This window comes from Klebsiella pasteurii (assembly GCF_018139045.1).
Taxonomy (GTDB): domain Bacteria; phylum Pseudomonadota; class Gammaproteobacteria; order Enterobacterales; family Enterobacteriaceae; genus Klebsiella; species Klebsiella grimontii.
Genome location: NZ_CP073236.1, coordinates 3377316 through 3399606 on the forward strand (window position 1 = coordinate 3377316; position 22291 = coordinate 3399606).

Below are 22291 nucleotides of genomic sequence, written 5' to 3' on the forward strand. Positions count from 1 at the left end.
AAAGCGCATTGAGAGATATCAGGCGGTGCCGCCGACGGTGAGTTTATCCACTTTGAGCGTTGGCTGACCAACGCCAACCGGTACGCTCTGGCCCTCTTTGCCGCAAACGCCGACGCCGCTGTCCAGCTTCAGATCGTTCCCCACCATCGAAATCTGCTGCATCGCTTCGATACCTGAGCCGATGAGCGTCGCCCCCTTCACCGCTTTGGTCACTTTGCCTTTTTCAATCAGGTAGGCTTCAGACGTGGAGAAGACAAATTTCCCGGAGGTGATATCCACCTGACCGCCGCCAAAGTTCGGCGCGTAGATGCCGTAATCGACCGATTCGATAATCTCCTGCGGCGTTGATTTCCCCGCCAGCATGTAGGTGTTGGTCATACGCGGCATAGGCAGGTGCGCGTAGGATTCGCGACGACCGTTGCCGGTTGGCGCCACACCCATCAGCCTGGCGTTGAGCTTGTCCTGCATATAGCCTTTGAGAATGCCGTTTTCAATCAAAACGTTATACTGGCCCGGAGTACCTTCGTCATCAATGGCGACGGAGCCACGACGGTTGGCAATGGTGCCATCATCCACCACGGTGCACAGCTCAGAGGCCACCAATTCGCCCATATGGCCGCTGAATACCGAGGTCCCGCGACGGTTAAAATCGCCTTCCAGTCCGTGACCGACGGCTTCATGAAGCAGCACGCCAGGCCAGCCCGCCCCCAGCACAACCGGCAGCATTCCGGCAGGCGCTGCGACGGCGGTCAGATTGACCAGCGCCATACGCACGGCTTCTCTCGCCCATACATCTGCGCGCACATCGCCATCCTGCGAGGCCAGGAAATAGTCATAGCCAAAGCGACCACCGCCGCCGCTAGCGCCGCGCTCGCGTTTGCCATCCTCTTCCACCAGCACGCTGACGGAAAGACGAACCAGCGGGCGCACGTCCGCCGCCAGCGTGCCGTCAGTGGCGGCAACAAGAATTAACTCATAGACGCCGGTCAGGCTGGCGGAAACTTCCTGCACCCGTTTATCGGCCGCGCGGGCGGTTTTATCTACCCGGCGCAGAATATCCAGCTTCTCTTCCCGACTCATGCTTTGCAGCGGGTCGATACTGGTATAGAGCGAGCTGTGCTCCACTCCGCCGAGGGTATGAACTTTACCATCGCAGTGGTCGCGTACAATGGTACGCGCCGCCTGCGCGCTCTGTTCCAGCGCCAGTCGGCTAATCTGGTCCGCATAGGCAAAGCCGGTTTTTTCCCCGCTCACCGCACGGACGCCGACGCCCTGGTCGATATTGTACGAACCATCTTTAATGATGCTGTCTTCAAGAACCCAGGACTCGTGATAGCTCGACTGAAAATAGAGATCGCCGTAATCCAGACGGCGCTCGGCCAGTTGGCCAAGAATGGTAAACAGATCCTGATGGTTCAGGCCGTTTGCCAACAGTAATTGTTCACTTACCAGGTTCAGACTCATCGTTTTGCTACTCGTTTGTTGCCGCCTCTCGGGCGGAAATAAAATAGGCTCTCTATTGAGAGTGCGGTAATTACGCACAATCGTCAAATCATTGCTTTTTGTCACTTCGCGCCTGGCGCAGAACTTCGTTAATTTGCGGCTGATCGATAGGACCGGTGATGCGATAGCGCAGAATAGAAACTTTATTCCACAGCGGCCCCAATACCTTGCTGGCGGCAAAGACCGCGGCGCCGATTATCGGGTTAACGGCAAAGGCTGCAGCGACGCCCACGGTCGCGGAAATTTCCGGCGCGACCACGGCCTGCATATTCAGCTGACGGCGGACAAGATCCACCGACCCTTTCATGGCAATATCCGCTTCCAGGCCATCAACTAGCGTATCGTCGGTATGGAGAACGCCGTCTTTAATCCACGCCGTACTGCGAATGGAATCGAAGTAGAAACCTTCGCTGAAGGTATCGCTAAAGTCGAAACGCAGCTTGCGCAGCAGCGCGTCAACGCTCAATAAACGCAGTAGCTGGCCGGCATGACCGGTGCTGAGATCGGTAAACTCGCCTTTCCCAAGACGGCTTTTAAGGATCCCGTTAAGCGAGGCAACGTCGGGCTGCCACGGCGGCGCACGCCAGTGAAGGTCATAATCAATATCAAACGAAGAACCTTTTACCGGCGTGGATACGCCGAAGAAGTTCACGAAATCATCGGTTTTATTACCGTGCAGTTTACCTTTTAAAGAGGTTCGTACGCCCGCCGGCGCGCTCACCCACACGCCATCGGTCGTCAGGCGGCCAAAACCGGTATCCACCAGGCCGTTCGCCAGCGTCAGGGTATCTCCGCGAATAGTGAAATCGCCTTCGATGCGACCATATTTTTGCCCCCACAGCCAGCACTCGGCGCAGCGAAGCTGAAGGTCCGGCCAGCCGTGGAAATCCATTTTTGCGTCTGCCAGAGGGCCGCTGCTTTTTTCCGTCCCGCCGCTTTTCGCTGCAGTGGGGTTGTAGTAGAGATAGCGAATGGCTGCCAGCCACGGTGCGTTTTTCCGCATTGTCAGGGTGGCGTTAACTTCACGTCCCTGGGCTTCAATCTTCGTCCCTCCGGCGCCGGGTTGGGAAACAAGGCTGACGTTATTCCAGCTCTGGCCCGCCATCGTTAACACCGGCGTACGCAGCGTGACCTGCTCGGGGAAAATCATATTGCTGCTGACGTCATTGGCCGCGCCGCCCTGGAACAGCGCCAGCCACTGCGCACCATCCATCGGCGGCATATTCAGCTCCACGCCAGGCTGCCCGGGGAGTGGAGACACGGCTTTACTGTCAGTGGTTAAAATAGCGCGGTCCAGAGTCAGCTTATGACCCAGCAGCCAGCGGCTATTGATATGATTTTTCGCCCCCACGGAGCCGGCCAGAGTAAAGCTGCTTAGGCCGCCATCAACCTTAATGTTTACCGGTAGAGGCTCACCGGCCCGTTTATCGACCGGTGCAGGTAAGTGACTACTTACATTCTTCAGGTCAGCGTTAACATCCACCTTATAGCTAGCGTTACCGCGATACGGAAGCTCAATCGCGACTTTACCGTCCCAGGGCACGCTACCGCTCAGGGTGCCATCCAGGGCTTTCGGCAGTAAACCGGTACGCGCGGGCTGCCAGTTGGCGTTCATCCCGACGTCTACCAGGAATGCTTTTGCGCCTTCGGTGGTCGAGAAATCGATATTCAGCGGCTGATTAAACCAGGTCGCGCTCATCGGTTCGCTTTTCAGGTCGCCGTTTACAAAGCTGAATTTACCGTTCAGGTTCTGCAATGTGGTATCAATAGGCTTGATAAATAAACTGTTATTGTCCAGCCGGACATCACCCTTAGCGGTGGTCATCTCGCCATCCAGGGGAATATCAAGATGTAAGCGAGCGCTCACATTACCGTCCAACTGAAGCTCATCCAGCGCCGCGCCCAGCGTCTCTTTCAGCGGCGTCTCGTTAAAATAAGGACCAACCTCTTTACCCGGACCGTTAACATCGGCATCGATTAATAACTTTTCACGCGAATAGTCGGGGATCACCGCATCGAGATTGCTGGCGGTCACTTTGCCGAGCATTGCCTTATCGGCCTTCATCCATAGTCCGTCATTGATAAAGTTAAGGTCGATATTCAGGCCGGTTAGCGCAGGCCAGTCAGGCTGAAAGGCAAAGGTGGCGTTCTTTAGCGGCACCGTGACCTGGAATTGCCCCTCATTATGCTTATACGGGAAAAGGTGCGGGTTGCCGCCATAAGCCAGCGTGGCATCAGTGGCCTGGCCGCCTTTAATCGCTCCGCTGAGATAATCCACCAGCGCTTTGCCCATCAGATTTTCCGGGAAGTAGCGCCATGCCTGACCGCCGTCGTTGGTACTGATACCGGCCAGAATACCGAGCCAGGGTTCATCGCCCTGCGGCTGCAGATAGCGGAACCCGCCGCGGGCACGAACACCGGTAGCCTGTACGTCGATGTCGCGACCATCGAGCATAAAACCTTTGTCATTCTTCACCCAACTGAGGGTCGCATCGCCCCGGGCGATTTCCAGCGGCGCGCGAAAGACCGTTTCATAGGGCATTTTCGCCTGCGCCATGTGGGCATGCAGGGTACCGTTTTCCACGCTGCCGGCAATGTTGCCGGAGAAATGCTCCGCGCCGGGCAGCAGCTTCCACTGCTTCCAGGACATGTCGCTCCAGTCCGCCTGGAAACGCGTTTTTTCCGCCATCTGTAGCGGAATATCCAGCGCCAGAAGGTTGATTTTGCCGTCCGGCTGCGTCGTACGCCAGATTTCGCCCAGCGACGGTGCCAGTTTATCCGCCATCGGCTGCAGCCCGGTCAGGCCGCTAAGGTTAAGATTGCTGGCGCGAATGCGCAGCTCATCGCTGCGTTGACCATTTTTTCCCCCCACATCCTGAGCCGGGATCCACGCCATCGACAGCGCGCCGCGCGGCCAGGGTTTATCATCCATCGAAATGCGCGTATCCGGGATGTCAAAGCCCCAGCTTTGATTATCGCGATAGATGTGCGCCGTCAGATTATCAACCGAGAGATGATGCTTATCTTTATCACCCTGCCAGCTGGCACCGCCTTTTTTCAGCCATACATCCCCGCTGGCGACGTCGCCTTTGTCGATGGTCATCCAGCCTTCAAGGCTAAACCGCGCGCTCTGCAGGGCGATGTTGTCCTGCATCCAGCGACCAAGCCATGGCTTAACGTCGATATCATCGGCCTGAAGCCAGACGCGCCCCTTATTGAGCAAGCCGTCTTCATCGCGCAGGTCCATGCGCACCTGCATCACGCCATGCTGGCCGGTCAGGCTGCTAAGGCTAAGCTGCCCCTCAGCGCGATGGCGATTTTTACCGTTCAGCCAGGTAAGCTGCGGGATGGAGAGCTCTGCCCGCTGGCCCGAGATCGTCAGGAAGCTCAGATGGCTATCGCGAAGAATAAAGTGGTCGAACTGGCGGAGAAAAAGATCGCTGATACGGTCGGTTTTCAGCCCTTCACCGCCGTTATTGGTTTGAATAGGAGTATTGGTATGAATCTGCAGCTGCCAGAAGGTCAGATCGCGAAACTGCCAGCGCATATGCAGCAGGCTTTGCCAGACGTCGAGCGCCAGAGTGACGCGCTTGACGGAAAGCTCACCGCCGTCATTCAGGCCGGCCTTAACATCGCGGACATCCAACGTTGGGCCAAAAGTCTGCCAGCTGGCGACAATGTTTGAGGCATCGACCGGCACGCCGGCCATCGCGGAGACTTTTTCCAGCACCTGCGGACGCCAGCTGTTCAACTGCGGCAGAACGAGACGCAGACCGCTCACCAGCAGTGCGACGACAACAATCAATGTTGCCGCGGTGAGCAGTAATATCCCGGGCAGTCGCCTCACGCATCTCTCCTTGTCAGCCTGTTACGCGTCATCCTTTCGCCCGCCTCTTTATCCCGACATCAGCAAGCAAACGGATGATTACATCATTACGACATCAAACTGCTCTTGATTATAGAGCGGTTCAATTTGTACTTTGACCTGCTTACCGACAAAGATCTCGACTTCTGCCAGCGCGTGCGACTCTTCCCCTTTCAGCGTTTCCGCTACCGCAGGAGAAGCATAGACCAGGAACCGGTCGGAATCGTAGGCGTGGTGCACGCGCACGATTTCGCGCATGATTTCATAGCACACCGTTTCCACCGTTTTCACCGTACCGCGCCCGTGGCAGGTAGGACACTCATTACATAGCACATGCTCCACGCTTTCACGAGTGCGCTTGCGGGTCATCTCTACTAGTCCAAGCTGGGAGAAGCCATTAATGCTGGTTTTAACCCGGTCTTTGCTCAGCGCCTGCTCAAGAGAGTGCAGCACCCGGCGACGGTGATCTTCATTGTTCATATCAATGAAATCAATGATGATAATCCCACCAAGATTGCGCAGCCGTAGCTGACGAGCAATCGCCTGGGTCGCCTCAATATTGGTATTAAAGATAGTATCGTCAAGATTACGGTGACCGACGAATGCGCCGGTGTTGATATCAACGGTGGTCATCGCTTCCGTTTGATCAATGATTAGATAACCGCCTGATTTCAGCTCAACTTTACGTTCCAGCGCGCGCTGAATTTCGTTTTCCACGTCGAAAAGATCGAAAATCGGCTGGCGGCCGCTGTAATGCTCCAGCTTGCTGGTCATCTCCGGAATATATTCGGCGGTAAACTCCAGCAGCGATTCGTAGGTCAGACGGGAGTCAACGCGAATACGGTCAAGATGCGCATCGGCGAAATCACGCAGCACGCGCTGCGCCAGCGCCAGTTCACCGTACATTTGATAACGCGTCTGCTGGCGCTTTTTGCGCTCCATCACTTTTGTCCAGACGCGCTTTAAATAGGCGGCATCTGCGGCCATCTCCTGCTCATGAACGCCTTCCGCCGCGGTACGGATAATGAATCCGCCCTGTTCATCGCAGTATTCAGACACCACTTTTTTCAGGCGTTCGCGTTCCGCTTCGCTTTCAATACGCTGAGAGACGCCGACATGCGAAGCCCCGGGCATAAAGACCAGATAGCGAGAAGGAATGGTGATATCGGTGGTCAGGCGGGCACCTTTGGTGCCGAGAGGATCTTTCACCACCTGCACCATTAAATCTTGTCCCTGACGCACCAGCTCGGAGATATCGCGGACGGCGAACTGCTTTTGCTCTTCGCCCGCCACGCACTCGGTATGCGGCATAATATCAGAAGCGTGCAGAAACGCGGCCTTATCCAGGCCAATATCTACAAAAGCCGCCTGCATTCCCGGCAGCACCCGACTGACACGACCCTTGTAGATATTGCCTACTATTCCGCGTCGCGCTTCACGCTCAATATGAATTTCCTGGAGAATACCGCCATCAATGTAAGCGACGCGCGTTTCTGATGGCGTTACGTTAACTAATAATTCAGCAGTCATCTTTATCCCTTTTCTTCACGCAGTGAGTTAAAGTTACTTAGCAACTCATACGTTTCCACCAGCGGTAAGCCAACGACGGCGTGATAGCTGCCATTTATCTTCCTGACGAAACAGCCACCCAACCCCTGAATACCGTATGCACCTGCTTTATCTAACGGTTCGCCGCTGGCGACATAATCGGCGATATCCTGTACTGAGAGCACGCGGAAAGTGACCTCCGTGACCACCAGGCAATCCAGCATCTGCTGCTTATCGGCCAGCGCCACGGCGGTCATCACCTGATGGGTTTTCCCGGAAAGCATGCGCAGCATCTCGGCGGCGTGCCCGGCATCGCGCGGTTTTTCCAGCACTTCACCGTTAAGGATGACAATGGTATCCGCGCCCAAAACGGGCAGATCGCGCGGCGCCAGCACGACGCCAGCCTGCGCCTTTTCGCGCGCCAGACGGACCACATACTGCTGTGCGCTCTCCTGTGGGCGGCGCAGTTCCTCAATACCGGGAACCACGCGCTCAAAAGCGAAGCCAAGCTGAGTCAGCAGTTCCTGCCGACGCGGAGAACCTGAAGCAAGATACAGAGTCGTCATATCAACCTTATTGCACCGCAAACTGCTGGCGCACTTTACGCATCAGCAGGAAAATCCATGGCCAGAGCACACCGTTTACTACACTACTCCAGAACACTTCCGGACGGAAAGAGACGTTGATCACTAAAAACTCTGCCCAGAAAACAATGATATCCACGGAGAGGGATAACATGACTACTACCAACGCCTGTTGCCAGAGCGCCAGATTGCGGAACAGCTGATATTTCAGCGCGACCAGATAAGCCACAATACTTAATGATAGTGCGCGAACGCCAAGCGTCGAGCCGCTGATGAGATCGAGGATCGCCCCCATCACAAAGCCTGTACCGACGTTAACCCTGTGGGGTAGCGCGAGGATCCAGTACAACAGGATAAGCAATACCCAGTTTGGCCGGTAAACGCTAATGTCCGCCGGCCAGGGCATTATTTGCAGCAATAGTGCGATAAGAAACGAGAGCCAGATAACCCAGCGTCCCTGGCTACGATAACTTGCCACTATTGTCCCCCCGCTGGCTGAGACTGCTGTGGCATACCGGTTGCCGGAGCCGGCATCTGCGGCCCCATAGCATCCGGAGCAGGCAGAACCTGCGGCATCATCTGCATCAGGCGTTCATTCGCTACGCGATGAACCTCTTCCGGCGTCATCGGATTCGCGCCGTTGCGATCGGCTCCCCATAGCAGCAGCAGGTAACGCAGGCGCTGCAGACCGGCTGTCGGACGCGCCTGAATCACCGTATACGCACGCTGCGTATCCAGCTTAACGGACGAAACCACCCCCACCGGATACCCTTCAGGGAAGCGGCCACCGAGGCCCGAAGTCACCAGAACATCGCCAACGCGAATATCGGTATTGGCCGGCAGATGTTCCAGCTGCAAATCATCGGTACAGCCATTGCCTGCGGCAATCACGCGAATATCGTTACGCAGTACCTGAATCGGTAACGCATGCGTGGCATCGCAAATCAGCAGCACGCGGCTGGTCAGTTTCGCCACCGCGACCACCTGACCAACAACGCCTTTATCGCTGATCACCGGCTGGCCTTCATAAACGCCGTTAACGCTGCCTTTATCGATAACGACCTGATCGCTATAGGGGTCATTAACCGTTGAGATGACCTGAGTCACCATTTTTTGCTCGTCCTGACGCAGCGGAGAGCCCAGCAGTTCACGCAGACGCGCGTTCTCCTGCTTGTACTGGCCCAGCATCAGTAGGTCGCTGTTCTTCAACAACAGTTCCTGGCGCAGCGCGCGGTTTTCCAGTTCGAGCTGGTCGCGGGTGGCCAGCGTTTGCGAAACGCTATCCAGCAATTCCCTTGGACCATTTGAGACAAAGTAGAAAGGGCTGACGGCTGTATCCATGTACGTTCGAATTTGGCTGAACGTACCCAGGCGGCTGTCGGCGATTATCACGCCAAGCGCCACCAAAACCGCCAGAATAAGGCGAATCTGTAGCGACGGGCCACGGCTAAAAATTGGCTTCATAGGCTATGCGTATTCTCGTGTCAGTTAAGATCGGGGTAGCCGTAAGCCAGCTACCCGGATCTCAGGCTGACTACTCTTCGCTGAACAAGTCGCCGCCGTGCATATCGATCATTTCCAGTGCCTTACCGCCGCCACGAGCGACGCAGGTCAGTGGATCTTCTGCAACTACGACAGGTATTCCTGTCTCTTCCATTAACAGACGGTCAAGGTTGCGCAACAGTGCGCCACCGCCAGTCAGAACCATTCCGCGTTCGGAGATATCGGAAGCCAGTTCCGGCGGGCACTGCTCCAGCGCGACCATCACCGCGCTGACGATGCCGGTCAACGGCTCCTGCAGCGCTTCGAGGATTTCGTTAGAGTTCAGCGTAAAGCCGCGCGGCACGCCTTCAGCAAGGTTACGCCCGCGAACTTCGATTTCGCGAACTTCATCACCCGGATAAGCGGAACCGATCTCGTGTTTAATACGTTCTGCGGTCGCTTCGCCGATTAGGGAGCCATAGTTACGACGGACATAATTAATGACGGCTTCGTCAAAACGGTCGCCGCCGATACGTACGGAGGAGGAGTAAACCACACCGTTCAGCGAGATGACCGCCACTTCAGTGGTACCGCCGCCGATATCCACAACCATCGAACCCGTTGCTTCGGAGACCGGCAGACCTGCGCCGATCGCAGCCGCCATCGGCTCTTCAATCAGGAAGACTTCACGGGCGCCAGCGCCCTGTGCGGATTCGCGAATCGCGCGACGTTCAACCTGGGTCGCGCCGACCGGTACGCAGACCAGCACGCGCGGGCTCGGACGCATAAAGCTATTGCTGTGCACCTGTTTAATAAAGTGCTGGAGCATTTTTTCGGTAACGAAGAAGTCGGCGATAACGCCGTCTTTCATTGGGCGAATAGCTGCAATGTTGCCCGGTGTACGCCCAAGCATCTGCTTCGCTTCATGACCCACAGCGGCGACGCTTTTCGGCGATCCGGCACGATCCTGACGAATGGCCACAACGGAAGGCTCATTCAATACGATGCCTTGTCCTTTTACATAAATCAGGGTATTCGCGGTACCCAGGTCAATGGACAGGTCATTGGAAAACATGCCACGAAATTTTTTTAACATACTAAGGGATAATCCTGAAAGCTGGGGCGGAAAACAAAATCCGCTTACTTTACCAACCACGCGCAGCAGCGACAAGGCGCAAAAATCATCTGCTGCGGTGAAAATTAGTGCAGTTCGTTACCTTTGTTACAAATTTGACTGAGTCCGTCCGACGCAGAAATCTTCAGCAGCGCTCCGCGCTTGAATCTGCAACCTGTCAAAGGTCATTCACTGGCATTTACATTGCGACAATCCGGCAGGTAGACAAGCACACCCCCATCACTATGGCGCGCATTATTCTACGTGAAATCACGCTAAACGGCAGATCAAACAGAGTATCTTTGCGAATATTTTTTCACATTTGTGTCAAGTGGCTGTGAGGCGGCAAAAAATTCCCCCTGTCCACCGGTAACACCGCATTGAGACAGCACCTGCCACTCGCTTCGGCTGAGCACGCCGGTAGCGAAAACCTGAACCGGCATTCCTTTACAGGCCTCAACCAGGCTCTGGACCAGCAGCTGATTTTCACTGCGTTTTTCTATATTGCGCGATAACCCCGAATGCAGCTTAATCACTTCAACGTCGAGCTGCTTGATCCAGCTGGTTCCAACCAGCGTCAGACCAGCCTGAACCACGGCAATCCGAATACCTAAAGCGTTAACCAACCGCATAACCGGCTGCAGGCGGCCGATATATTGACAAACATCCGCCTCTGCAAGTTCAAAAATAATACGTCGACGGTGTGATTTTTCGCATTGCATCAAAGTATCGCGCAGCCAGCGCTGGAATCGAGGGCGGATTAAGGACTCAACCGTCACCTGAAGCGCGAGGTTTTCTTCCGGCCAGAAGCCTAAAAACGGCAGCAGTCGAGTAATTTGCAGGCGGTCATACTCTTCCGCCAGGCCAAACTGCAGCACCATCGGCATATATTCCGCCGCGATTACCTCTTCCTTACCATCATAAAGACGGCACATAAGTTCGCGATGATGTACGCGACCATCACGAGTCACCGCAGGTTTCTGGTAAAGTCGCGGCCCGCCGCGGCTGAGCATCTGCTCGATAAGCGTACGCCAGCGCACGTTGCCACGCCCTTTCTCCGGCAGAGAGTCATCATAAACAGCCCAGCTATTGCTGCCCTGCAGCACCGCATTGCGCGTAGCCGCTTCCGCATGTTCCATCACCTGAGCCGCCGTTTGCCCGCTACGGAAAGCGCAGATCCCGATATGCATCATATCGTCACGATCGAGAATGCGCGTCGGCGGCAGGGCGTCCATGGCTTTCAATAGCAAGCCGGCAATGCTGTCCGCCTCTTTTAACGTGCGATGCGGAAGCAGGACGGCAAAATCGCTGCGATGGTAGCGAGCCAGCAAAGCGCCAGGGTAGCGCATAATGAAAGTGGAAAGCATGTTGATCAGCGTAAAGTAATGCTCTTCGGTCGCCGCGCGCCCCCAGTTATCACGCAGCAGGTCGAAATCCGGCAGGCGGATCATCATAACGATGCCGTATGACCCCACCTTCTCCTGATCTTCAAGCAGCGTCGACAGCTGATTATCAAAAAATAATCGGTTACTCAGACCGGTTTTTGAATCCTGTGCGACATAGGAACGAATCAGGGTATCCATGCGGCTTCGCTGATCGCTGGCGAACTGAAGTTCGGATAGCAGCATATCCAGTGCGCTACTGGTGTTTGCTGGCCACTCGTGCACCGACCCTCGCACCTGCGGTCCACGTTCGCCATTAAGAATACGCGCAGTGCGAAGCTCCAGAAGTTCCTGGCCCGCCAGCTGGCGACGGATCCAGCGCACGGAGAAAAAGATAATCAGCACCATAAAACCAATGGCGATGGAAAGCGGCGCGGTGACGTGCAGTGAACGGAAGTAATCGGCCATGGGATCCAGGTACACCAGATGGATAGCCATACCTGGGTGCTTGAGCGACGGGACCGTGATGTCGCGAAACTGATTGCTGCTGCCTAAAGGGCGATAATTATCGGTACGAGAATGGCTATAGACCGGCTTGCCATTGAGCTGAAAATCAACGCGCACCGCTTCGACCGGCGTCATCAGCTCATCCATCTGCGGTTCAATCTGGTCAAAGGACATAGAGACCAGACGGTTATCCAGCATCGTCGCCACCGCCTGAACGCGGTTAGTCATTTTTAGCTGAATGCCGTTATAAAAACTCAACGACGCGCCAATCAGCGTGACAAAGATCGTCAGACCGGTGAGCAACGTGACAAAAGCTGAGAATTTCGTCGTTAATCGCATCCCTGTGTTAACTCCGCGTGTGAATGACTACCCGATAAACATCCGGGCTCCTGTGCTGGCGCCTAAGCTAAAGTAAGCACTAACTTTCTAAAGAGCGACGCATACTATCAAAGCTGGCGCATCTGGCAATTTATTGCGTTACGTCGGTGTAATAATGCCGTTAGCGAGTATAGTCTGCAGAAAAAATTTTCCAATCATCCAACCTATGAGGACCGGCGTATGCAGGCTTTAATCTTAGAACAGCAGGATGGCAAAACTCTCTCTTCGGTGCAAACCATTGACGCCAGCCAGCTGCCACAGGGCGATGTGACAGTGGATATCCAATGGTCCAGCCTGAACTATAAAGATGCGCTGGCTATCACCGGTAAAGGAAAAATTATCCGCAACTTTCCGATGATTCCTGGCATCGATTTTGCCGGTTTTGTCCATAGCAGCGAAGATCCTCGCTTCCACGCCGGCCAGCAGGTGCTGCTGACAGGATGGGGCGTGGGTGAAAACCACTGGGGCGGCCTGGCGGAGCGCGCTCGCGTTAAAGGCGACTGGCTGGTGGCGATGCCGCAAGGCCTGGATGGACGTAAAGCCATGGTCATTGGTACTGCGGGTTTCACCGCGATGCTGTGCGTGATGGCGCTGGAAGACGCCGGGATCCGACCTGAAGACGGCGAAGTGGTGGTCACCGGGGCCAGCGGCGGCGTCGGCAGCACCGCGGTCGCTTTGCTGCATCATCTCGGGTACACGGTGGCGGCAGTTTCCGGGCGCGAAAGCACGCATGAATACCTTAAAAACCTCGGCGCGCAGCGCATTCTTAGCCGCGATGAGTTCGCCGAAACCCGGCCGCTGGAAAAACAGCTGTGGGCAGGTGCCGTTGACACCGTTGGCGATAAAGTACTGGCAAAAGTGCTGGCGCAGATGAACTACGGCGGCTGCGTCGCCGCCTGCGGTCTGGCAGGTGGCTTTGCTCTGCCCACTACCGTGATGCCCTTTATTCTGCGTAACGTGCGCCTGCAGGGCGTTGACTCGGTAATGACCCCTCCCGCGCGCCGGGCCGAGGCCTGGCAGCGGCTGGTTCGCGATCTCCCGGAATCTTTCTACGCGCAAAGCGCAACGGAAATCGCCCTCGCGGAGGCCCCTGCGTTTGCCGATAAGATCATGAGCAATAAAATTCAGGGCCGCACGCTGGTCAAAATCGCCTAATCTGCAATTTTTCGTGACATATTCGCAATAACGCTGCGCCTCCGCCATGCTAAGAAAAACGCATGACGGAGGATGCCATGAAACCCAAAAAACTGACGGAAGCCGACGTGACGGCAGAATCCGTTTTTATGCTGCAACGTCGCCAGATCCTGAAAATGCTGGGAATTAGCGCGACCGCCCTTTCCCTCTCGCCCTCCGCGCAAGCTGACCTGCTGGACTGGTTTAAAGGCAACGACCGCCCGCCAGCGCCGGCGGGTAAAGCGCTGACGTTCGATAAACCGGCGCAATGGCAAAACAATCTCACGTTAACGCCGGAAGATAAGGTATCAGGCTACAACAATTTTTATGAGTTCGGCCTGGACAAAGCCGATCCGGCGGCAAATGCCGGAAGCCTGCGCACCGACCCCTGGACGCTAACGATCGGCGGTGAAGTGGCAAAACCCCTCACGCTCGATCATGACGACCTGACCAGCCGCTTCCCGCTGGAGGAGAGAATTTACCGCATGCGCTGCGTCGAAGCCTGGTCGATGGTGATTCCGTGGGTCGGCTTCCCGCTACATAAACTGCTGTCGCTGGTCGAACCCACCAGCAATGCACGCTATGTCGCGTTTAAAACGCTTTATGCGCCTGAGCAGATGCCGGGCCAGAAGGATCGTTTTATCGGCGGCGGGCTGGCGTATCCCTATGTCGAAGGGCTGCGGCTCGATGAAGCCATGCATCCTCTGACGCTGCTCAGCGTCGGCGTGTATGGTAAAGCGCTGCCTCCGCAAAACGGCGCGCCGGTTCGACTCACCGTTCCCTGGAAGTACGGTTTCAAAGGGATAAAGTCGATCGTCAGTATTGAACTGACCCGTGAACGTCCTCCCACCACCTGGAACCTCGCCGGGCCTGAAGAGTATGGTTTCTACGCCAACGTCAACCCGCATGTCGATCATCCCCGCTGGTCGCAGGCAACCGAGCGTTTTATCGGTGCAGGCGGCGTACTCGACGTCAAGCGCCAGCCAACGTTGCTATTCAACGGTTATGCCGAGGAAGTGGCCTCGCTATACCGGGGCCTGAACCTGCGGGAGAATTACTAGTGCGCCTGACTGTAAAACAGATAACCTGGCTGAAAGCGCTTCTCCATCTTGCCGGCTTTTTGCCTTTTGTCTGGCTGTTCTGGGCTGGGCATCAGGGGTATTTCAGCGCCGATCCGGCAAAGGATATCCAGCACTTTACCGGTAGGATGGCTCTTAAATTCCTGCTGGCTACCTTGCTTGTTTCGCCGCTGGCGCGCTACGCTAAACAGCCATTATTGATACGCACCCGGCGCTTACTCGGTTTATGGTGCTTTGCCTGGGCAACGCTGCATTTGACCAGCTATACGCTGCTCGAACTTGGGATTAACAATCTGGCGCTATTGGGTACAGAAGTGCTCACCCGACCCTATCTGACGCTGGGGTTAATCAGTTGGCTGATTCTGCTGGCGCTGGCGGCGACGTCAACGCAAGCGATGCAGCGAAAATGGGGTCGTCGCTGGCAAACATTGCATAACTTCGTCTATGTTGTCGCGATCCTCGCCCCCATCCACTACCTGTGGTCGGTGAAGATTTTATCCCCGCAACCGGTAATTTATGCGCTGTTGGCGGTCCTACTTTTAGCATGGCGATACAAGAAGTTCCGCCAGTGGTGGCGCTAATTCCGGATATGTGCAGTTTCCCGCAGTTCTTTTATCAACCGCCACTCTTTTCACGATAGCGGTTGATAATCTTCCCTGATAAGACCAGTATTTAGCTGCCAATTGCTACGAAATCGTTATAATGTGCGACTTTGGTTTTCCTGACGGGCTTTTTGAGTCCCGAAAAGGTGACAATCGCGCATCGAAGGTATATTTTGTTTTTTACCCGAGAATGGCAGAAGATAGCCGCATATTGGCCGATAAGTTTCGCTTTTTGCTTTCGGGCATCGGAGGCTTAACCTGTCGGCTTCTGAAGAAGCGCGGCGTCGTGCAACAGCAGTAATTCATATGCTTTACAGACGGTGCTAACACGCCTGTCACAATCACACTAAACAAAGAGTACGGAACCCACTCATGGATATTCGTAAGATTAAAAAACTGATCGAGCTGGTTGAAGAATCAGGCATCTCCGAACTGGAAATTTCTGAAGGCGAAGAGTCTGTACGCATCAGCCGTGCCGCGCCAAACGCAGGTTTCCCGGTGATGCAACAGGCTTATGCCGCACCGATGATGCAGCAACAGCCAGCTCTGTCTAACGCAGTCGCCTCTGCGGCAACGCCAGCAATGGAAGCCCCTGCGGCAGCGGAAATCAGTGGCCACATCGTACGTTCCCCAATGGTTGGTACTTTCTACCGCACCCCGAGCCCGGACGCGAAAGCCTTCATCGAAATCGGTCAGAAAGTTAACGCGGGCGATACCCTGTGCATCGTTGAAGCCATGAAAATGATGAACCAGATCGAAGCCGATAAATCTGGCGTGGTGAAAGCCATTCTGGTCGAAAGTGGTCAACCGGTAGAATTTGACGAGCCACTGGTCGTCATCGAATAACGAGGCGAACATGCTGGATAAAATTGTTATCGCCAACCGCGGCGAGATTGCATTGCGTATCCTGCGTGCCTGTAAAGAACTGGGCATCAAGACCGTTGCTGTGCACTCAACGGCGGATCGCGATTTAAAACACGTATTGTTAGCGGATGAGACGGTCTGTATCGGGCCGGCACCGTCCGTAAAAAGCTACCTTAATATCCCGGCGATTATCAGCGCTGCTGAAATCACCGGCGCGGTGGCAATTCACCCGGGTTACGGATTTTTGTCCGAAAACGCAAACTTCGCTGAGCAGGTTGAGCGTTCCGGCTTTATCTTTATCGGTCCGAAAGCTGACACCATCCGCCTGATGGGCGACAAAGTGTCGGCTATCACCGCGATGAAGAAAGCGGGCGTTCCGACCGTACCGGGTTCTGATGGTCCGCTGGGCGAAGATATGGACGTTAACCGCGCTCATGCAAAACGTATTGGCTACCCGGTGATTATCAAAGCCTCCGGCGGCGGCGGCGGTCGCGGTATGCGCGTCGTGCGCAGCGATGCTGAGCTGGCTCAATCCATCTCCATGACCAAAGCGGAAGCGAAAGCCGCTTTCAACAACGACATGGTGTATATGGAGAAATACCTGGAGAATCCTCGTCATATCGAGATCCAGGTACTGGCTGACGGCCAGGGTAACGCTATCTATCTGGCTGAGCGTGACTGCTCCATGCAGCGTCGTCACCAGAAAGTTGTCGAAGAGGCGCCAGCGCCGGGCATTACGCCGGAACTGCGTCGCTATATCGGCGAACGTTGCTCCAAAGCGTGCGTCGATATCGGATATCGCGGCGCGGGTACTTTTGAGTTTCTGTTCGAAAACGGCGAGTTCTATTTCATCGAAATGAACACCCGTATTCAGGTTGAACATCCGGTAACCGAAATGATCACCGGCGTCGACCTGATTAAAGAACAGCTGCGTATCGCAGCAGGGCAGCCGCTGTCCATCAAGCAGGAAGAAGTTGTGGTTAAAGGCCATGCGGTGGAATGCCGTATCAACGCCGAAGACCCGAATACCTTCCTGCCGAGCCCGGGTAAAATTACCCGCTTCCACGCGCCGGGCGGTTTTGGCGTGCGCTGGGAGTCTCATATCTACGCTGGCTACACCGTGCCTCCGTACTATGACTCAATGATCGGTAAGCTGATCTGCTATGGCGAAAACCGTGATGTCGCGATTGCCCGCATGAAAAATGCGCTGCAGGAGCTGATTATCGACGGCATCAAAACCAACGTTGATCTGCAGATCCGCATCATGAACGACGAGCATTTCCAGAATGGTGGCACCAATATCCACTATCTGGAGAAAAAACTCGGATTGCAGGAGAAGTAGTTCTCCCATCGCTGCAAAAGGCCGGATAATCCGGCCTTTTTTCTTTTTCTCTCCTCTCCTCTTTTCCATGCGGTACAATCCCCGCTTTCTTCATCCTCAGGGGACAAAAAATGGACAAACGCTTTGTTCAGGCCCATAAAGAGGCGCGCTGGGCGCTGTGGCTAACCCTTCTCTACCTTGCGGCCTGGCTGGCTGCCGCCTATCTGCCAGGCGTCGGTATTGGCCTAACCGGCCTGCCGCACTGGTTCGAAATGGCCTGCCTGCTGGTACCGCTGGTGTTTATTCTGCTGTGCTGGGCGATGGTAAAAGTTATCTATCGCGATATTCCTCTGGAGGATGACGATGCAGCTTGAAGTCATACTGCCGCTTATCGCCTACCTGCTGGTGGTGTTTGCTCTCTCCATCTATGCAATGCGTAAGCGCACAACGGGTTCCTTCCTGAACGAATATTTCCTCGGCAGCCGCTCGATGGGCGGCATTGTATTAGCCATGACGCTTACCGCTACCTATATCAGCGCAAGTTCGTTTATAGGCGGCCCCGGCGCAGCCTATAAATATGGCCTCGGCTGGGTGCTACTGGCAATGATCCAACTTCCGGCGATTTGGCTTTCTCTGGGGATTTTGGGTAAGAAATTCGCCATTCTGGCGCGCCGCTATAATGCAGTAACCCTTAACGATATGCTCTTTGCCCGCTACCAAAGCCGCCTGCTGGTCTGGCTCGCGAGCCTGAGCCTTCTGGTGGCGTTTGTCGGGGCAATGACGGTGCAGTTCATCGGCGGAGCGCGATTGCTGGAAACCGCGGCGGGTATTCCCTACGAAACCGGTCTGCTGATTTTTGGCGTTAGTATCGCGCTCTATACCGCGTTCGGCGGTTTTCGTGCCAGCGTCCTCAACGACACGCTCCAGGGAATGGTGATGCTGGTCGGCACTATTGTCCTGCTGGTTGGCGTCGTTCATGCGGCTGGCGGGCTACATAATGCGGTAGAAACCCTGCAAACCATCGATCCTAAACTGGTTTCACCGCAGGGGGCTGATGACATTCTTTCCCCCACCTTTATGACCTCCTTCTGGGTGCTGGTCTGCTTCGGGGTGATTGGCCTCCCGCACACCGCCGTTCGCTGCATCTCCTATAAAGATAGCAAAGCGGTGCACCGGGGAATTATCATTGGCACCGTCGTGGTGGCGATCCTGATGTTTGGGATGCATCTTGCGGGTGCGTTAGGCCGGGCGGTGATCCCGAATCTGACGGTGCCGGATCTGGTTATCCCGACGCTCATGGTGAAAGTATTGCCGCCCTTTGCCGCAGGGATCTTCCTCGCTGCGCCGATGGCCGCCATTATGTCGACGATCAACGCCCAACTGCTGCAAAGTTCCGCTACGATCATTAAAGATCTCTATCTGAATCTGCGCCCCGAGCAGATAACAAATGAAGCCCGGTTGAAGCGGATGTCGGCAACGATCACCTTGCTGCTGGGCGCTTTACTGCTGCTGGCAGCCTGGCGTCCCCCTGAGATGATTATCTGGCTCAACCTGCTGGCATTCGGCGGCCTGGAGGCTGTGTTCTTATGGCCGCTGGTGCTGGGCCTGTACTGGGAACGAGCGAACGCGAAAGGGGCGTTGAGCGCGATGATCGTCGGCGGCTTACTCTATGCCATACTCGCCACTTTTAATCTTCAGTACCTGGGTTTCCATCCGATAGTGCCCTCGTTGCTGTTAAGCTTATTGGCTTTCCTGGTCGGAAACCGGTTCGGTACCTCCGCACCGCAAGCCGCCGTATTGACTACTGATAAATAAAGAGTTTTGCTATGCCATGGATCCAACTGAAACTGAATACTACCGGCGCGAACGCGGAAGAGCTGAGTGATGCGCTGATGGAAGCGGGTTCCGTTTCCATTACTTTCCAGGATACTCACGATACGCCGGTATTCGAGCCTCTACCGGGTGAAACCCGTCTGTGGGGCGATACGGACGTTATCGGTCTGTTTGACGCCGAAACCGATATGGAAGAGGTGGTCGCCATTCTGCAGCAGCATCCGCTGCTGGGCGCCGATTTCGTGCATAAAATCGAACAACTGGAAGATAAAGACTGGGAGCGCGAGTGGATGGATAACTTCCACCCTATGTGCTTTGGTCAACGGCTGTGGATTTGCCCGAGTTGGCGCGATGTTCCGGATGAAAACGCCGTGAACGTGATGCTCGACCCGGGCCTGGCGTTTGGTACCGGAACGCACCCCACTACCGCGATGTGCCTGCAGTGGCTGGATGGACTCGATCTCGCGGGTAAAACGATTATCGATTTTGGCTGCGGCTCCGGCATTCTGGCCATCGCGGCATTGAAGCTGGGCGCGGCGAAAGCTATCGGTATTGATATCGATCCGCAGGCCATTCAGGCCAGCCGCGATAATGCCGAACGTAACGGGGTCTCTGAACGCCTGGAACTCTATCTGCCCAAGGATCAGCCAGAGGCGATGACAGCCGATGTGGTGGTCGCCAACATTCTGGCTGGCCCATTACGCGAGCTGGCCCCTCTTATCAGCGTGCTGCCGGTTACAGGCGGTCTGCTGGGGCTTTCCGGTATCCTTGCCAGCCAGGCGGAAAGCGTTTGTGAAGCCTACGCCGAGCTCTTTGAGCTCGATCCCGTCGTGGAGAAAGAGGAGTGGTGCCGGATTACCGGTTATAAAAAGTAATCTCTCCTTGTGGCCTCATCGCAGGCCACAACTTTTCGCGTTTTCTGTACATAATCTTGCGCTCAATAAGAATAAGATGATGAGGTAACGTATTGTAGTTACCAATAAAATCATCATTCTATTCATCGGACGAATTATATGAAATTATCTTTGGGCAAGGCGGCATTGTTGGCGTTAAGCATGATGCCCGTTACGGTTTTCGCTTCCCACTGGAGCTATGAAGGCGAAGGTTCGCCGGAACACTGGGGGGCGCTCAATGAGGAGTACAAAATCTGCCAGAACGGCATGAACCAATCCCCTATCAACATCGATGCCACGTTCAAAACCCACCTTTCACCGCTGGACACACACTACATCGATGGGCCAATCACGCTTATTAATAATGGCCACACCATACAGGCGGGGCTAAAGACCACGACAGCGGATACCATTACGATTGACGGTACGCCATTTATCCTCCAGCAGTTCCATTTCCATGCCCCGAGCGAAAACACGGTCCACGGCAAGCACTATGCGATGGAGATGCATCTGGTTCATAAAAGCGCTAAAGGCGCCGTTGCCGTAGTGGCGGTGATGTTCGACCAGGGCGCGGAAAATAGCGAGCTGAACAAGCTATGGGCCACTATGCCCGAGCAGGCTGAGCAGACGGCTAAAATTGTCACGCAAATGGATCTCAACGCCCTGCTTCCCGTAGATAACACCTACTGGCGCTTTAGCGGCTCTCTGACCACTCCGCCTTGTTCAGAAGGGGTGACCTGGATTGTGCTTAAGCATCCCCTGACCCTTTCTTCAGCGCAGCTGGCAAAATTCAGCCACGCTATGCATCACGATAACAATCGTCCGGTACAGCCGCTGAACGGTCGCGTGGTCATAGAGTAAACATCAGAGATGCTTCACGATCATGTTCTGAAATGAGAGTTAACTCACATAAAGCTAAGGTAATTTGCTGATTTCTTCAGCAGATTATCTTGCCCGCGCCCGGCTCCGGGAAGAAAAAATGAGAAGTTAGACAAAATTATATGTGTAGATAAATTCATCACATATTTTTAATGCAATGATTTATAAAGCTAATTATTCATTGGCGCTAATCTTCACGGCGATTCTTTGATCCACCGCAGAGGATTGCTCAAAGTTTGGCCTTTCATCTCGTGCAAAAAATGCGTAATATACGCCGCCTTGCAGTCACAGTATGGTCATTTCTTAACTCATGCGCATCGGACACTACCAGCTCAGAAATCGACTCATCGCAGCGCCTATGGCTGGCATTACTGACAGACCATTCCGGACGTTGTGTTACGAGATGGGAGCAGGGTTGACCGTATCCGAGATGATGTCCTCCAACCCGCAGGTTTGGGAGAGCGACAAGTCCCGCTTACGGATGGTGCACGTTGATGAGCCCGGTATTCGTACCGTGCAAATCGCCGGCAGCGTACCGGAAGAGATGGCTGCAGCCGCCCGTATTAACGTGGAAAGCGGCGCCCAGATTATTGATATCAATATGGGGTGTCCGGCTAAAAAAGTGAATCGTAAGCTTGCAGGTTCAGCCCTCTTGCAGTACCCCGACCAGGTGAAGTCCATCCTGACGGCGGTCGTCAAAGCAGTGGACGTTCCCGTAACTCTCAAGATTCGCACCGGTTGGGAACCGGAACACCGTAACTGTGTAGAAATTGCCCAACTGGCTGAAGAATGTGGCATTCAGGCTCTGACTATTCACGGACGCACGCGCGCCTGCTTGTTTAACGGAGATGCTGAGTACGACAGTATTCGGGCAGTTAAGCAGAAAGTTTCCATTCCGGTTATCGCGAATGGCGACATTACTGACCCGCTTAAAGCCAGAGCTGTGCTCGACTATACGGGGGCAGATGCCCTTATGATAGGCCGTGCCGCTCAGGGAAGACCCTGGATCTTTCGGGAAATCCAGCACTATCTGGACACTGGAGAGCTGCTGCCCCCGCTGCCGTTGGCAGAGGTTAAGCGCTTGCTTTGTGCACACGTTCGGGAACTGCATGGCTTTTATGGCCAGGCAAAAGGGTACCGAATCGCACGCAAACACGTATCCTGGTATCTGCAGGAACACGCTCCAGATGACCAGTTTCGGCGCACATTCAACGCCATAGAAGATTCCAGCGAACAGCTGGAGGCGTTGGAGGCATACTTCGAAAATTTTGCGTAATAGAAATA

18 protein-coding genes are annotated in these 22291 nt (G+C 54.9%); 10 read left to right on the forward strand and 8 right to left on the reverse strand.

Annotated elements, in window-relative coordinates; genetic code table 11:
- Positions 1 to 18 precede the first annotated feature (18 nt).
- The 8 genes from tldD to csrD form a co-directional block, all read right to left on the reverse strand.
- Positions 19 to 1464, reverse strand: a complete 1446-nt coding sequence (gene tldD, locus KCG39_RS15885; protein WP_142467986.1) for a metalloprotease TldD — start codon at positions 1462 to 1464, stop codon at positions 19 to 21.
- Between the two features lie 88 nt (positions 1465 to 1552).
- A complete protein-coding gene (yhdP, locus tag KCG39_RS15890; protein ID WP_004125823.1) occupies positions 1553 to 5350 on the reverse strand; it encodes an AsmA2 domain-containing protein YhdP in 3798 nt (1265 codons plus the stop codon).
- A gap of 78 nt (positions 5351 to 5428) precedes the next feature.
- Positions 5429 to 6898 carry a ribonuclease G gene (gene rng, locus KCG39_RS15895; RefSeq protein ID WP_004125826.1) on the reverse strand — a complete coding sequence of 490 codons (1470 nt, stop codon included), beginning with the start codon at positions 6896 to 6898 and terminating at the stop codon, positions 5429 to 5431.
- A gap of 2 nt (positions 6899 to 6900) precedes the next feature.
- On the reverse strand, positions 6901 to 7482 hold the full coding sequence (locus tag KCG39_RS15900; RefSeq protein ID WP_004125828.1) for a Maf family protein: 582 nt from the start codon (positions 7480 to 7482) through the stop codon (positions 6901 to 6903).
- Between the two features lie 7 nt (positions 7483 to 7489).
- Positions 7490 to 7978: a rod shape-determining protein MreD gene (gene mreD / locus KCG39_RS15905; RefSeq protein WP_004125830.1), complete on the reverse strand. Its 489-nt coding sequence runs from the start codon at positions 7976 to 7978 to the stop codon at positions 7490 to 7492.
- The gene (gene mreC, locus KCG39_RS15910) at positions 7978 to 8964 is read right to left on the reverse strand and encodes a rod shape-determining protein MreC (RefSeq protein ID WP_004125831.1); all 987 of its coding nucleotides are present in this window, start codon (positions 8962 to 8964) and stop codon (positions 7978 to 7980) included. The genes mreD and mreC overlap by 1 nt, the downstream gene beginning before the upstream one ends.
- A 70-nt stretch (positions 8965 to 9034) precedes the next feature.
- A complete protein-coding gene (gene mreB, locus KCG39_RS15915) occupies positions 9035 to 10078 on the reverse strand; it encodes a rod shape-determining protein MreB (protein WP_002918653.1) in 1044 nt (347 codons plus the stop codon).
- A 305-nt stretch (positions 10079 to 10383) separates the two neighbouring features.
- Positions 10384 to 12324 carry an RNase E specificity factor CsrD gene (csrD, locus tag KCG39_RS15920; protein ID WP_004125832.1) on the reverse strand — a complete coding sequence of 647 codons (1941 nt, stop codon included), beginning with the start codon at positions 12322 to 12324 and terminating at the stop codon, positions 10384 to 10386.
- A 219-nt stretch (positions 12325 to 12543) separates the two neighbouring features.
- Here csrD and acuI point away from each other — a divergent pair, with 219 nt between their 5' ends.
- From acuI to dusB, 10 genes are all read left to right on the forward strand, one after another.
- Positions 12544 to 13518, forward strand: coding sequence for an acrylyl-CoA reductase (NADPH) (gene acuI, locus KCG39_RS15925; RefSeq protein ID WP_004125839.1), 975 nt, complete (start codon positions 12544 to 12546; stop codon positions 13516 to 13518).
- 77 nt (positions 13519 to 13595) lie between these two features.
- Positions 13596 to 14597 (forward strand): protein-methionine-sulfoxide reductase catalytic subunit MsrP, encoded by a 1002-nt coding sequence (msrP, locus tag KCG39_RS15930; RefSeq protein WP_004125841.1) that lies wholly within the window; start codon positions 13596 to 13598, stop codon positions 14595 to 14597.
- On the forward strand, positions 14597 to 15196 hold the full coding sequence (gene msrQ, locus KCG39_RS15935) for a protein-methionine-sulfoxide reductase heme-binding subunit MsrQ (protein WP_004125842.1): 600 nt from the start codon (positions 14597 to 14599) through the stop codon (positions 15194 to 15196). The genes msrP and msrQ overlap by 1 nt, the downstream gene beginning before the upstream one ends.
- 393 nt (positions 15197 to 15589) lie before the next feature.
- Positions 15590 to 16063 (forward strand): acetyl-CoA carboxylase biotin carboxyl carrier protein, encoded by a 474-nt coding sequence (gene accB / locus KCG39_RS15940; protein ID WP_004125844.1) that lies wholly within the window; start codon positions 15590 to 15592, stop codon positions 16061 to 16063.
- 10 nt (positions 16064 to 16073) lie between these two features.
- Complete coding sequence (gene accC, locus KCG39_RS15945) at positions 16074 to 17423, forward strand: acetyl-CoA carboxylase biotin carboxylase subunit (protein WP_004125846.1); 1350 nt, start codon at positions 16074 to 16076, stop codon at positions 17421 to 17423.
- A 110-nt stretch (positions 17424 to 17533) separates the two neighbouring features.
- A complete protein-coding gene (locus KCG39_RS15950; RefSeq protein WP_004125848.1) occupies positions 17534 to 17776 on the forward strand; it encodes a YhdT family protein in 243 nt (80 codons plus the stop codon).
- On the forward strand, positions 17766 to 19217 hold the full coding sequence (panF, locus tag KCG39_RS15955; RefSeq protein WP_004125850.1) for a sodium/pantothenate symporter: 1452 nt from the start codon (positions 17766 to 17768) through the stop codon (positions 19215 to 19217). Before KCG39_RS15950 ends, panF begins: the two co-directional genes overlap by 11 nt.
- An 11-nt stretch (positions 19218 to 19228) precedes the next feature.
- Complete coding sequence (gene prmA / locus KCG39_RS15960; RefSeq protein WP_049114902.1) at positions 19229 to 20110, forward strand: 50S ribosomal protein L11 methyltransferase; 882 nt, start codon at positions 19229 to 19231, stop codon at positions 20108 to 20110.
- A 138-nt stretch (positions 20111 to 20248) separates the two neighbouring features.
- Complete coding sequence (locus KCG39_RS15965; RefSeq protein ID WP_004125853.1) at positions 20249 to 20989, forward strand: carbonic anhydrase; 741 nt, start codon at positions 20249 to 20251, stop codon at positions 20987 to 20989.
- Between the two features lie 328 nt (positions 20990 to 21317).
- A complete protein-coding gene (dusB, locus tag KCG39_RS15970) occupies positions 21318 to 22283 on the forward strand; it encodes a tRNA dihydrouridine synthase DusB (RefSeq protein WP_024360647.1) in 966 nt (321 codons plus the stop codon).
- Positions 22284 to 22291: the final 8 nt, after the last annotated feature.